12 protein-coding genes are annotated in these 12,801 nt (G+C 33.6%); 4 read left to right on the top strand and 8 right to left on the bottom strand.

What is annotated here, in order from left to right; all coding sequences use genetic code 11:
* Positions 1-124: 124 nt before the first annotated feature.
* The 4 genes from prs to BSF42_RS14745 all read right to left on the bottom strand — a co-directional run bounded on the left by prs (position 125) and on the right by BSF42_RS14745 (position 3,162).
* The gene (gene prs, locus BSF42_RS14760) at positions 125-958 is read right to left on the bottom strand and encodes a ribose-phosphate diphosphokinase (RefSeq protein WP_095953853.1); all 834 of its coding nucleotides are present in this window, start codon (positions 956-958) and stop codon (positions 125-127) included.
* Between the two features lie 74 nt (positions 959-1,032).
* Entirely contained in the window at positions 1,033-1,725 is a 693-nt protein-coding gene (locus BSF42_RS14755; protein WP_095953852.1) for an NUDIX domain-containing protein, read from the bottom strand.
* Positions 1,726-1,832: 107 nt separating this feature from the next.
* Entirely contained in the window at positions 1,833-2,189 is a 357-nt protein-coding gene (locus BSF42_RS14750; RefSeq protein ID WP_095953851.1) for a PKD domain-containing protein, read from the bottom strand.
* Positions 2,190-2,256: 67 nt separating this feature from the next.
* A complete protein-coding gene (locus tag BSF42_RS14745; protein WP_095953850.1) occupies positions 2,257-3,162 on the bottom strand; it encodes a LysR family transcriptional regulator in 906 nt (301 codons plus the stop codon).
* Between the two features lie 85 nt (positions 3,163-3,247).
* On the opposite strand from BSF42_RS14745, the gene BSF42_RS14740 reads away from it, so the two are divergent.
* The 3 genes from BSF42_RS14740 (at position 3,248) to BSF42_RS14730 (ending at position 6,948) form a co-directional block, all read left to right on the top strand.
* Positions 3,248-4,009, top strand: coding sequence for a type 1 glutamine amidotransferase domain-containing protein (locus BSF42_RS14740; RefSeq protein ID WP_172426697.1), 762 nt, complete (start codon positions 3,248-3,250; stop codon positions 4,007-4,009).
* A gap of 90 nt (positions 4,010-4,099) precedes the next feature.
* Complete coding sequence (locus tag BSF42_RS14735) at positions 4,100-5,257, top strand: iron-containing alcohol dehydrogenase (RefSeq protein WP_095953996.1); 1,158 nt, start codon at positions 4,100-4,102, stop codon at positions 5,255-5,257.
* Positions 5,258-5,952: 695 nt separating this feature from the next.
* Complete coding sequence (locus BSF42_RS14730) at positions 5,953-6,948, top strand: NAD(P)H-dependent glycerol-3-phosphate dehydrogenase (protein WP_095953849.1); 996 nt, start codon at positions 5,953-5,955, stop codon at positions 6,946-6,948.
* Between the two features lie 143 nt (positions 6,949-7,091).
* On the opposite strand, the gene BSF42_RS14725 is transcribed toward BSF42_RS14730, so the two are convergent.
* The 3 genes from BSF42_RS14725 to BSF42_RS14715 form a co-directional block, all read right to left on the bottom strand.
* Positions 7,092-7,499, bottom strand: a complete 408-nt coding sequence (locus BSF42_RS14725; protein ID WP_095953848.1) for a hypothetical protein — start codon at positions 7,497-7,499, stop codon at positions 7,092-7,094.
* Positions 7,500-7,598: 99 nt separating this feature from the next.
* Positions 7,599-8,618: a phenylalanine--tRNA ligase subunit alpha gene (locus tag BSF42_RS14720; protein ID WP_057115257.1), complete on the bottom strand. Its 1,020-nt coding sequence runs from the start codon at positions 8,616-8,618 to the stop codon at positions 7,599-7,601.
* 121 nt (positions 8,619-8,739) lie between these two features.
* Positions 8,740-9,096: a hypothetical protein gene (locus BSF42_RS14715; RefSeq protein ID WP_095953847.1), complete on the bottom strand. Its 357-nt coding sequence runs from the start codon at positions 9,094-9,096 to the stop codon at positions 8,740-8,742.
* Positions 9,097-9,340: 244 nt separating this feature from the next.
* Here BSF42_RS14715 and BSF42_RS14710 point away from each other — a divergent pair, with 244 nt between their 5' ends.
* A complete protein-coding gene (locus tag BSF42_RS14710) occupies positions 9,341-9,892 on the top strand; it encodes a CvpA family protein (RefSeq protein ID WP_095953846.1) in 552 nt (183 codons plus the stop codon).
* A gap of 446 nt (positions 9,893-10,338) precedes the next feature.
* Here BSF42_RS14710 and BSF42_RS14705 read toward each other — a convergent pair whose 3' ends face one another.
* Positions 10,339-12,735, bottom strand: a complete 2,397-nt coding sequence (locus BSF42_RS14705; protein WP_095953845.1) for a glycoside hydrolase N-terminal domain-containing protein — start codon at positions 12,733-12,735, stop codon at positions 10,339-10,341.
* Positions 12,736-12,801: the final 66 nt, after the last annotated feature.

Here is a 12,801-nt window from a genome sequence, read left to right as displayed (position 1 = left end):
TTTTTTTGTTTCAGGTTTCAGGTTTCAAGTTGTGAACTTGATTTGAAATGTGGTTTAAACTTGAAACGGTTAATAGCATTTTTTAGGTTACTTCGGATAACGTGAAACCTGAAACTTTAAACTTTTAAACTAAAGTATCTAGTCCGATTACCGTAACATTTTCGCCTTCAAAGTCTTTAAAAGAATTCGTCGTAAAAATGCCGTCAAAGCAGTTTAAAACTTCAAACCCTTTATTAAAAATTCCGTGGCTTACTGCCAAATATAATCTTCCGGCATTTTTCTTTTTCAATTCTTCGGCTAAACCGACAAAAGTGCCGCCACCGTCGCAAATATCATCTACAATTAAGCAGTCCATTCCGTTTAGATCATCTTCATATACTTTAAATCCAGATAATCTTCCTGTTTTTACGTCACGGCTTTTACTGCATTCTACAACTTCAACACCGCCTAAAAATTCAGAAACTTTATAGATTTTCTTTAAAGCACCTCCGTCTGGAGAAATCAATTTTACGTTTTCGCCAATTCTTTTTAAAACTTCTTTGATAAAAGTATAGTTTGGAATTACTGTAGAATTATTTAGTAAAGCTGGAGTCACTTCTGAATGCGCATCAAAAACAAAAACTTTATTTAACTGCAAGGCATTTATAATATCTGCATATACTTTTACAGATAAAGGTTCGCCAGGAATCATAACACGGTCTTGTCTTGCAGCCGGGAAATACGGAATAAATAGATCGATAATTTTAACGTCCATTCTGCGAAGCGCATCAACTGTAACACACAATAATCCTAAATCATTGAAAGAATTTAATCGGTGCGTAATTGTTATTTTTCGATTAGCATCAAAATCTGGGCTGATTTTGATGTGTGGTTCTCCTCCAGAGAAAGTGAAACTTTGAAATTTGATTTCTTCCTGATTTTGAAAAGGAGCGAATTTTGGGTCGAGATTTAGTATCATAGTTTTGTAGTTTGCGTTAATTATACGCAAATGTAGAATTAAATTTTAAATAAACAATTTATTTTGTGTAAAAATTACGCAAACTTTATTTCGAAGTGAAAATCTTCTTTTATTAATTCGTTGTATTTTAGTTTATTAAACTTAAATAACTTGGCTGGACGACCTGTTTTAATTGGAGAAAAATTTTCTGTTTGTTCTAAAATACCGTAGCTGAGTATTTTTTTTCTAAAGTTTCGTCGGTCAATTTCTTTTTCTAGAATAGTGCAATAAAGATTTTCCAGATCTGAAAACAAGAATTCTTCAGGAAGTAAATCGAAACCAATTGGTTCGTAAGTCAGTTTTGCTTTTAGCCTTGTAATGGCTTTTTCGAGTATCAAATTATGATCGAATGCCAAAGACGGGATTTCATCAATTTTAAACCATTGCACTCTTTCGGCATCTGTACTCGCTTTGATGTCTAAGTTTGAAGCATCAACCAAAGCATAATAAGCAACCGAAATAACACGATTTCTGGAATCTCTATAAATGTCATCTCCAAAAGTATACAACTGCTCCATAAAAGTCAGCTGCACGTTTGTTTCTTCATGCAGTTCGCGAATTACTGCATCGCTTAGTGATTCTGAATCCTCAACTAAGCCGCCAGGTAGAGCCCAATATTTTTCTGAAGTGCCAAATTGCTGTTCTATCAATAACACGTATAAATCGTTGTTTTTATATCCAAAAACAATCGCATCGACAGCAATTCTAATATTTTGTAATTTTTCCATAATCCTAAATCATATCAAACAAATATAACGAATGAGAGTCAATTTTATAATTTATGCTTTTGCATTAGATTATAAAATTGACTCTCATCAATATCTTTTAATTTTTTCTAGTTAACAGTCACAGTTCTTTTAGGAACAGAAGTACATTCTGCACCATCTTTTTTAACCGTAACTTCAGCCTTAGCTTCATATGTACCAGCTGTCGCGTAAGTATGTGTTACCACTGCACCAGTTCCCGTAGTTCCATCACCAAATGTCCATTTCACTCCAACTAAAGTTCCAGTTCCTGAATACTCAACTGAATAGTTCATTAATTTCGGATTAGCAGCATCTGTTGAATTATGTAATTTAACAAAAAATGATTCTGCTAGACAATCTATTATCACTTCGTCATCATGTTTACTGCACGAATTACTTATAAGTACAGCTGCGATAAGCATTAACACTTTTGCAATCTTTTTCATTTTTGAAAATTTTAGTGGTTCATTTATCAAAATTACTCTTTTATCCTACAGAAACAAATGATTAAAATCATAACCTATTTCCAAAAAACAACTTCAGTTCCTTAGCAATTATGTCAAAAAACGAATTTAAGTTATTATTTTTTGGCGCTAACAAATACACAAATTCTTCTGGAACGTGAAAACTATTCCACACCAGCTGCAGTTTATTTTCTTTTATTAATTTCCTCGCATTACAATTCCAAGTTACGGCCACTCCATCATTTTTGGATAAAAGTTTTAGCATTTCAGATTCTGAAGGAATAATATAATTGGGAACCATTGAAGGTCTTTTTTTATTGAAAGCATGAAGCCAGAATAATTTTATGTGCGGAATTCGAGCATCATGACTGTACCATTTTTGTCCGTTGAGCCATTGTTCTATTTCAGTAAAATTGTCTGCTTTTAATTTTTGACGAAAATCTGTTATGTCTAAACGTGTTGGCGCCACCATTATCAGTTTTATTTTTCCAACAATTTCATAAGTGGTATCAAAAGTATCGAACCTTTTTGTCGTGATGGCGAAATCAAGTTTTTTAGCATCTACTAATGCAAATAGTTCATCGTTTTCTGCGAAAGTAAAATCGATCAAATCAAACTTAGAAATCAAAAGATCGCCAACGCAATGGAAAAGATGTTTTGAAATTCCAACTGAAATTAATCTATTGGCGTCTTCCGCTTTTGCCCTGAAACCTGCCTCGACACTTTCTAGCCGATCCAGCGCATCTATAATCAAATTATTCAGTAACTTAGCGTACTCGGTTGGTTCAACGCCTTTAGATTTCCTATTAAATAATTTATTTCCAACATGCGCTTCGAGCATAGAAATTTGCTGACTAACGGCAGGCTGGCTCATAAATAACTCTTTTGCCGCTACCGAAAAATTACCGTTTTTATAAACTGCCTTAAATGTTCTGTACCATTCTAGATTTACCATGACATAAATTTATTTATAACAAACATAGTTTATTTTATTTTTACTGATATCACATATGCTGTAAATTTGTTTAAAATTTAATCTAATGAAGAAAATAGCATTACTCGCAATAATTGCATTTACAGCTTCAAGCATTTCTGCTGTGGCTCAAAAATCAAATAAAAAAAGTATGAAAAAAGTATTATTTGTTGTAACCAGTAACGATAAACTGGGTAACACAGGAGAAAAAACAGGATTTTGGTCAGAAGAATTTGCTGCACCATATTATGAATTATTAGATCAGGGAGTCGAGATTACTATTGCTACTCCACTTGGAGGACAACCGCCAATTGATCCAAAAAGTGCAGATCCGGCATCTGCAACTGAAGATACCAAACGTTTTGACGCAGATAAAGTTTTACAGGAAAAATTAAAAAATACTCACAAGCTTTCTACAATTAACCAGAAAGATTATGATGCCGTTTTTTACCCAGGAGGCCACGGTCCGCTTTGGGATTTAGTGGAAGACAAGAATTCAATCGCTCTAATTGAAGCTTTTTACACTAATAAAAAACCAGTTGCTTTTGTTTGCCATGCTCCTGCAGTTTTGAAAAATGTAAAGGTAAATGGTGAATATTTAGTAAAGGACAAAAAAGTGACTGGTTTTACAAATTCTGAAGAAGAAGGTGTAGGCTTGACAAAAGTTGTTCCGTTTTTATTAGAAGATGCTTTAACTCAAAATGGAGCAAAATTCTCAAAAGGACCAGATTGGCAGCCTTATTCTGTAGAAGATGGTCTATTGATTACGGGTCAAAACCCAGCTTCATCTAAATTGGTGGCTGGAAAATTACTAGAAAAATTGAAATAAAAAGCAAGATGCTAAGGTTCTAAGGTAAATGCCTTTTAAAAAACTTAGCGACTTAGTGCCTTAGTGGCTCAGAACCTTAAAAATAAAAAAATGCTAAACTTTGAATTATATAATCCGACGAATTTAATCTTCGGAAAAGGACAAATTGAAAAACTTTCGACTTTAGTTCCAAAAGATGCTAAAATTCTTTTGGCTTACGGCGGCGGAAGTATTTTTAAAAACGGAATCTACGATCAGGTAATTGCGAACTTAAAAGGTTTTGAAATTGTAGAATTTGGCGGCATAGAACCAAATCCACATTTTGAAACTTTGATGAAAGCAGTTGATGTTATCAAAAATGAAAAAATTAATTTCATTCTTGCCGTGGGCGGAGGATCTGTAATTGATGGTGTGAAATTTATTTCGGCAGCCGTAAATTTTGACGGAAATCCGATTGATATCTTACAGAAACGTATTCTGATTAAAGAGAATGCGATGCCTTTTGGTACCGTTTTGACACTTCCAGCAACGGGAAGTGAAATGAATTCTGGATACGTAGTAACAATTGAAGCTACTCAGGAAAAATTATCTTCTGGCGGAAGTGCTTTGTTTCCACAATTCTCTATCTGTGACCCTGCAGTAATTGCATCTTTACCAAAAAGACAACTTGAAAATGGTGTTGTAGATGCTTACACACATGTTATGGAACAATATTTAACGTATCCAACTGATGCATTTTTACAAGATAGAATTGCAGAGGGAATTCTTCAAACCTTAATTGAAGTTGGTCCAGGCGTTGTAAAAAATCCAACCGATTATACTTTGGCTTCCAATTTTATGTGGAGCTGTACAATGGCGTTAAACGGATTAATTCAGAAAGGTGTTCCAAGCGATTGGGCAACTCACATGATTGGCCACGAATTAACAGCGCTTTACGGAATCGATCATGCGAGAACTTTGGCGATTATTGGACCAAGTTTATACAATGTAATGTTTGAAACTAAAAAAGCAAAATTAGCCCAATACGGAAGACGTATTTTTAATCTTTCTGGTTCTGATGAAGAAGTGGCTAAAGAAGCAATCAATAAAACGGTTGAATTTTTCCATACAATGGGAATGGATACTAAACTTTCACAATACACAGAAGATTACGGCAACACAGCAGATTTCATCGTAAATCGTTTTGACGAAAGAGGTTGGAAAGGTCTTGGTGAAAATCAATTGGTAACTTTAGATAAAGTGAAATCTATTGTTGAAATGAGCTACTAAATAAAATAAAATTCCAATCACGAAGCCTCGGAATTAAATTCCAAATTCCAATTGCACACGTAAGTATTGGGATTTGGAATTTTTATTTGAAATTGGAATTTGGAATTTGGAATATTGAGATTTAAATTTCAAACTTTGGAATTTGGAGCTTAGAAAAATTGGAATTTCACAAAAAAGGCGTTCTTAAAAAATTTAGGAACGCCTTTTCAAAATACTAAAACAAAACTAACTAACTCAATTTTTTTCAAATTCATTAAAATTCTAATTTATAAAGAGTTCAAACGCAAAGTTTTATATTTTATTGTGTAGGGAGAAAAATATTTTATTGATATATTAAATCATTGTAGCAAACTCGTTATTATTTAAAGCTTTCGTTCATTTTCTTTTCCAGTATTTTATTCATTCTTTCAATCTCTTTTCTAATACCCTTAAAGATTACATTCTTTTTTTCTCCTAAGACTTTACCTTCCAAAAAAGATTTTAGAGGTCAAAAATTAATATATCATAATTGAAAGAAACTTCTTAAAAATACTATTTTTTGCATTAATTGAGTTTTTAAAACTAAAATATCTTCTGAAATTCAGCTGCTTTTAATTTAAATGAAAATAAACCCAAATGTCTTTGACAAAATTCTTAAATTAGACATTGCTTTATTAGCACATTATTAAGTACTTTTGTTTTAAATTATTAAAATAATGAGCGAAAAATTAAAATTTGCAGTAATTGGAGGAGGGAGCTGGGCAACGGCAATTGCAAAAATGTTATGCGTTAATCTTTCAGAAATTGCCTGGTATATGCGCAATGACTCTGCCATTGAACATATTCAGAAATACAAACACAATCCAAATTATTTAAGTTCTGTTGAATTTGATACTAACAAGCTTAAATTAACCAACAATATAAACGAAGCAATTGAATACGCAGATTATATTATTTTTGCGATTCCTTCCGCTTTTTTAGATGCCGAATTAAAAAACATGACCGTTTCGTTAGCTGATAAAATTATTTTTTCGGCTATTAAAGGTATCGTTCCTGAGACAAGTTTAATTGTTGGCGAACATTTTCACATTCAGTACGACATTCCTTACTACAACATTGGAGTTATTACAGGTCCTTGCCACGCCGAAGAAGTAGCTCTTGAAAGACTTTCTTACTTAACAATCGCATGTGGTGATCCTGAAAAAGCCTGTATCGTAGCAAAATCTCTTTCTGGAAATTACATTAAAGCTAAAATTTCAGACGATATTATTGGTACTGAATATGCTGCCATGTTGAAAAACATCTACGCAATAGCTGCCGGAATTGCACACGGATTAGGTTATGGAGATAATTTCCAATCGGTTATGATGAGTAACGGAATCCGCGAAATGAAGAAATTCATTAGAAAAGTTCATAAAATGAAACGTAACATCAATGACTCAGCTTATTTAGGCGATTTATTGGTTACAGGATATTCTGTTTTCTCAAGAAATAGAATGTTCGGAAATATGATTGGAAAAGGATATACCGTAAAAAGCGCCATGATGGAAATGAGCATGGTTGCCGAAGGTTATTATGCTACAAAAAGTGCTTATAAATTAAATCAAGGATACGGAGCAAAAACACCAATTATCGATGCTGTTTATGCTGTTTTATACGAAGGAAAAGACGCTAAGGCAGTATTTAAGAAACTGACCGAGTCGTTGGATTAAGAGAAAAGAATATAGAATAAAGAGAATAGATATAGACTTTTGTCGATTATAAAAAAAGATCCAAGATCTAAATAATATAGTCTTGGCTCTTTTCTTTTACTATTTTGTAGAGTCTATTTTCTTTATTCTTTTCTCTATTTTCTTTACTTCACCATCACCCCTTCAACAAACAAAATCGGCACTTCTTCCGTTTTATTTTCGTCAAGCGAATTAGATTTGAAGATGAATTTCTTATCGTATAAAGTATTTCCGATAAAGAAAGTCACCATAAATTCGTTATTCATAACCAAAAGACTTTTCTCAATCATTTCTATTTTTACAACAGAAACTGCGGGAACCTCAACAAAAGCATGACGCAGAATCGAAGTTTTTTTCATTTCGCCGTCGATAGTTCCAAAAGCTTTTGAAACGACCATTACGCTGTCTAAATTAAAGTCACTGTCATTAACTAAATAAGCATACCATACTTTTTCCATAAAGTCATCGCTCCATTCCTGCACAGCGGCAAGGAATACGTTTTCTACTTCTGGAATTACTATATCTTTTTTCATATGAGTCAAAAGTTTGAAAGTCGAAAGTCATAAAGTCGAAAGTCAAAAGCCATAACTATGAGACTTTTGACTTTCGACTTTATGACTTTCTAACTTAAATTATATATTTGATTTAAACTGCTCTAAGAAACGAACATCGTTTTCATAGAACATACGGATATCGCCAATTTGGTATAAAAGCATTGCGATACGCTCTACTCCCATTCCGAAAGCGAAACCGTTGAATTCATCAGGATTGATATCACAGTTTTTAAGAACGTTTGGATCAACCATTCCGCATCCTCCAATTTCTAGCCAGCCAGTTCCTTTTGTAATACGGTAATCGGTTTCTGTTTTTAGTCCCCAATAAATATCAATTTCAGCACTTGGCTCTGTAAATGGGAAATAAGACGGACGAAGACGAATCTTAGATTTTCCGAACATTTCTTTAGTGAAATACAATAATGTCTGCTTCAAATCGGCAAAAGAAACATCTTTGTCAATGTACAATCCTTCAACCTGGTGGAAAATACAGTGAGAACGTGACGAAATAGCTTCATTACGGAAAACACGTCCTGGTGAAATCGTACGAATTGGCGGTTTGTGATTTTCCATATAACGCACCTGAACAGATGATGTATGCGTACGCAATAAAACATCTGGGTTTGTCTGAATGAAAAATGTATCCTGCATATCTCTCGCCGGGTGGTATTCTGGTAAGTTTAATGCTGTAAAGTTATGCCAATCGTCTTCGATTTCTGGACCTTCAGAAACGTTGAATCCGATATTAGCAAAAATATCTATAATTTGATTTTTAACAATCGAAATTGGATGGCGAGAACCAATAATTACTGGTTCTGCTGCACGAGTTAAATCGCCGAAAATGCCTTTAGATTCTTCTTTACTTTCAAGTTCTTCCTGAATAACTCTTACTTTCTCTTCAGCAACCGCTTTTAAAGTATTTATAACTTGTCCAAAATCCTTTTTTTGATCGTTTGGAATATTTTTAAATTCAGTAAAAAGTTCCTTCAATAAACCTTTACTACCTAAATATTTAATACGGAATTGTTCTAAAGATTCTTTGTTTTTATCATTAAAGGCTTTGGCTTCCTCTATATGTTGTTTTATCTTATCTATCATTTTCCTTCAATAATTGAGATACAAATTTAGTGTTTTTAGTTGAAATTATACAGTCACAGTCACAGTTTTCAGTTTTCACTTCAATCAGCTCTAAACTGGGACTGCTACTGAAAACTAAAAACTACTCAATCAATTCTCGTTCTAAAAAATAATTCACAATCGCTTCTTTCATTAAAACAGATTGTTCTCCAGCTTTTAGTGGTGGTAATTCTTCTTTTACTTTATAATGCGGCCATCCTTCTGCATCAAAAAAATCAAATTCATAAAACCCGTAAGGCTCTAATAATCTACAAATTGCAATATGCATTAAGTTTAATTTTTCATCTTTTTTGAATTCACGGTGCACTTTTCCGAGTTCCTGAACTCCAATTAAGTAAATTATGGCATCTAAATCTAAATCTTCCCCTTGCGAAAACTGATTAGATAATATCTCGACGAGTTTTTCCCATCGCTCTTTTAGTTGTGTATCTCTGGACATTTTAATTAATGATTTTTGATGGCAGGTTTTAGATTGCGGGCTAAAAATTTAATTCTGAGGGGCAGAATCACAATCTAAACTCTAAATTTTGATTTGCAAAGATACATAGTTCAAATTCAATGTGCCTAAAAAAATTAAACTCATAGAAAAGAGAACTTCAAAAAAACCTTTGAACCTTTGCCGATAAGAGCCTTTGAACTTAAAAAAACTATATATTTGCGCCTTTATTTAATACACCAAAATCATGAGTTTTTTTGATATAATTGTGGCCGCACTTTTAGCTTTTAGTTTATATAAAGGAATTAAAAACGGACTTTTTGTAGAAGTTGCTTCTTTTGTTTCGCTGTTGTTAGGAATTTATCTTGCGATAAAATTTTCTTCTATAATGAAAGAAATGATCAGTAAACATGTATCATGGAATCCGAATACTATACAAGTTACTGCTTTTATCCTGACTTTTATTTTAGTTGTAATTGGAGTTTACTTTTTAGCCAAAATCCTTACTGGAATTGCCGATTTCGCTTTTTTAGGATGGGCCAATAAACTGGGCGGAGGTTTCTTTAGAATATTAAAAACGATCCTGATTATGAGTATTTTTATTGCTCTTTTTGAGAAAATAAACTTCAATGAAACTTTTGCAAAAAAAGAAACTCTCGATAAATATTATTTTTACAATCCGATAAAAAAAGTAGCGGCTTTTGTATATCCTTCAATTGAGAAATGGTATGAAACTTTTAAGGACGAACATGTTAAAAGTTCTGAAGAGAAGTCAAATGAAATTAATGAGAAAGAATAAATAGTATTTTAAAAGAAAGTCCCATCGGGACGAAATATTTATAGAAAATTTATAAATGTACCATCATAAAACCCCAGCGGGGTGAAATATATAATGTACCGCTCCGATGGAGCTTAAAATCCAACAATTCAATTCCCAAAATTCCAATAAACGCCTTTAAAACGAAATCCAACAGGTTGTAAAAACCTGTCAAGTTTGTTTTTTATACATATTCTATAATGCCCCAGCGGTGCAAAATAGAAATGAAATCAAGCGCATGTAAAAGAGCTCCGAAGGAGCGAAATATATCTAAATAGCGAAGCTTTTACATGTCGCTCCTCTGGAGCTCTATTATTATGAACGCATATTATTTTCTATAAATATTTCTCCGAAGTTTATTTATAGAAGCAAACCCGAAAGGTTTTAAAAACATGTCGGGTTTGACAAAGATTACGTTTAGAACTATTTTACCAGTTCACTTCTAGTTTTTCTCCTTTTTTCAAGGTGATATTTTGTTTTTTATCGCCAGAAATAAAAGTCGTTTTCCCTCCTATTTTAGATGAAACTGTCACTTTTTTAAGCATTTTATTTTCCCAATTCATTTCAATTTCAAATCCGCCACGGGCGCAGATTCCTTTTACTGATCCAGTTTCCCAAGCATCAGGTAAAGCGGGAAGTAATCGAATTTCGTTTTCGTTTGATTGAACAAGCATTTCAGCAACTGCTGCTGCGCCTCCAAAATTACCATCAATTTGAAATGGCGGATGCGCGTCGAATAAATTCGGATACGTTCCTCCTCCTCTTCTTGGTTTTTCTGTTTTTTTGCCGTCAGGATCAACGTAACGCAATAATTCACGGAACATTTTATAAGCGCGGTTTCCGTCCCAAAGTCTTGCCCAAAGATTTATTCTCCAGCCTTTTGACCAGCCGGTTGTTTCATCTCCTTTTATTTCTAAAGTTTTTCTCGAAGCCTCAGCCAGATCAGGAGTTTTTAATGGCGTAATATGATCACCTGGAAAAAGTCCAAATAATTGCGATTGATGACGATGTTTCGGGTCGTTATCTTCCCAATCAAAATACCATTCCTGCAAATTTCCTTTTTTACCAATTTGATACGGATATAATTTTGAAAGTACTGTTTCAAGTTTTTTTCTGAAATCAGCATCAACATTCAGTTCTTTTGAAGCTTTTATGGTTTTATCAAAACATTCACGAATCATTGCTAAATCGGCAGTTCCTCCATATAGAGTAGCACCAACAAAGCCATCTGCCAGTTTGTATTGGTTTTCTGGTGAAGTTGACGGCGATGTAATTAGATTTCCATTTTTATCCGTTACCAGCCAGCCCAAACAAAATTCAGCTGCGCCCTTCATCAACGGATATCCTTCTTTTTTCAAATATTCTCTGTCCTGCGTAAAAACGTAATGTTCCCAGATGTGCGTACTCAGCCAAGCGCCTGCCAATGGCCAGCAAGCCCACATTGGATCTTCTTTTCCAAATTGTCCCACCGGATTGGTCATTGCCCAAATATCTGAATTGTGTGCGGCCGCCCATCCTTCGTTTACGCCATAAAAAGTCTTTGCCGTAACTTTTCCTGTTACCGAAAGATTTTTTATAAAGCTTAAAAGCGAAGTATGCATTTCTGAAAGATTGGTGTTTTCTGCCAGCCAATAATTCTCTTCCAGATTGATATTCATCGTGTAATTACTACTCCAAGGCGGATTTAAATGCGGATTCCAAAGTCCTTGTAAATTTGCAGGAACACCCAAAGTTCTTGAAGAACTAATTAATAAATAACGACCGTAATTGAAATATAAAATTTCCAGATTTTTATCTTCCTTTCCGTCAGCATAACGTAGTAAACGCTCGTCTGTCGGCAGATCTGGAGCAGTTGTTTTTCCTAAATCTAAATTGACACGATTAAAATATTTTTGATAATCTGCAATGTGATTTTCTTTTAGTTTATCGAATGGTTTTGCAAATGCCTTGTTCAAATTCTGTAAAGCAATTGACACATCATCTAAACCTTCTGTTGCTGGATTTTTGTCGAAACCATTAAAACTTGTGGCAACTGAAACATAAATAATAGCTTCTGTAGCCTCTTTTAAAGATAACGATTCTCTCGAACTTGTAATCTTTCCGTCTGTTTTTTTGATTTGGACTAAAGTGGTAAATCTTGTTCCTCTTTCTTTTATGTCCAGATATTTTGGCACAACTGGATATCCAGCATTTTCATGAATCGGCGCAGCACCTGTCATAACCAAAATATTGTTTCTAACTTCAACATTTGACTTTAAAAGGCTTTTTGAATTGATATCAAAATTTAAAGCGCCTTTTTGATCGGCTGTTAATTTGATTACCATAATTTGATCTGGCGCTGAAACAAAATATTCGCGGGTATATTTTATGCCGGCCATTTCGTAGCTTACTTTTGATACTGCATTTGAAATATCCAATTCCCGATAATAATTAACGGCTTTTCCTTTTTCGTAATTATTGATTTCTAATGTTCTCAAAGGCGCATAAGATTCGGAGTTTTTACCCTGAATTTTTTTATTTAGTTCTTCGGCTAGTTTGTAATTTTCATTTTTTAATGCTTCCCGAATTGCCGGAATGTTTTTGTAAGCCTCTGGATTCATCTTAGCGTTTACCGGTTCTCCTGACCAAAGTGTAATATCATTCAAATAAATTTTATCTGAATTTGCACCCCCAAATACAGTTGCCCCCATTTTACCATTTCCTAAAACCAAGCTTTCTTCAAAGAATTCTGCGGGTTGCTTGTACGATAAAACATGTTTCGATTGCGCCGAAATGTTTGTATAGTAAGAGGTAAGAAGTAAAATGAAAAATGTTTTTTTAATCATATCTGGTTATCTTATACTAACAGGTTTCTAAAACCTCTTAGGTATTTATTGAATATCTAAAACTAA

This window comes from Flavobacterium sp. ACN6 (genome assembly GCF_002304005.1).
In the GTDB taxonomy this organism is placed as follows: Bacteria; Bacteroidota; Bacteroidia; order Flavobacteriales; family Flavobacteriaceae; genus Flavobacterium.
The sequence above is the reverse complement of the archived record's forward strand: the minus strand, read 5'-3'. Positions and strand labels throughout refer to the sequence as shown.

Bases quoted from the DNA above. Each gene is read 5' to 3' on its own strand.
- BSF42_RS14735 (WP_095953996.1), top strand. From the start codon at position 4,100: ATGCTAAACTTTGAATTATATAATCCGACGAATTTAATCTTCGGAAAA.
- BSF42_RS14755 (WP_095953852.1), bottom strand. From the start codon at position 1,725: ATGGAAAAATTACAAAATATTAGAATTGCTGTCGATGCGATTGTTTTT.
- BSF42_RS14720 (WP_057115257.1), bottom strand. From the start codon at position 8,618: ATGATAGATAAGATAAAACAACATATAGAGGAAGCCAAAGCCTTTAAT.
- prs (WP_095953853.1), bottom strand. From the start codon at position 958: ATGATACTAAATCTCGACCCAAAATTCGCTCCTTTTCAAAATCAGGAA.
- BSF42_RS14705 (WP_095953845.1), bottom strand. From the start codon at position 12,735: ATGATTAAAAAAACATTTTTCATTTTACTTCTTACCTCTTACTATACA.
- BSF42_RS14745 (WP_095953850.1), bottom strand. From the start codon at position 3,162: ATGGTAAATCTAGAATGGTACAGAACATTTAAGGCAGTTTATAAAAAC.
- BSF42_RS14725 (WP_095953848.1), bottom strand. From the start codon at position 7,499: ATGAAAAAAGATATAGTAATTCCAGAAGTAGAAAACGTATTCCTTGCC.
- BSF42_RS14740 (WP_172426697.1), top strand. From the start codon at position 3,248: ATGAAGAAAATAGCATTACTCGCAATAATTGCATTTACAGCTTCAAGC.
- BSF42_RS14750 (WP_095953851.1), bottom strand. From the start codon at position 2,189: ATGAAAAAGATTGCAAAAGTGTTAATGCTTATCGCAGCTGTACTTATA.
- BSF42_RS14710 (WP_095953846.1), top strand. From the start codon at position 9,341: ATGAGTTTTTTTGATATAATTGTGGCCGCACTTTTAGCTTTTAGTTTA.
- BSF42_RS14715 (WP_095953847.1), bottom strand. From the start codon at position 9,096: ATGTCCAGAGATACACAACTAAAAGAGCGATGGGAAAAACTCGTCGAG.
- BSF42_RS14730 (WP_095953849.1), top strand. From the start codon at position 5,953: ATGAGCGAAAAATTAAAATTTGCAGTAATTGGAGGAGGGAGCTGGGCA.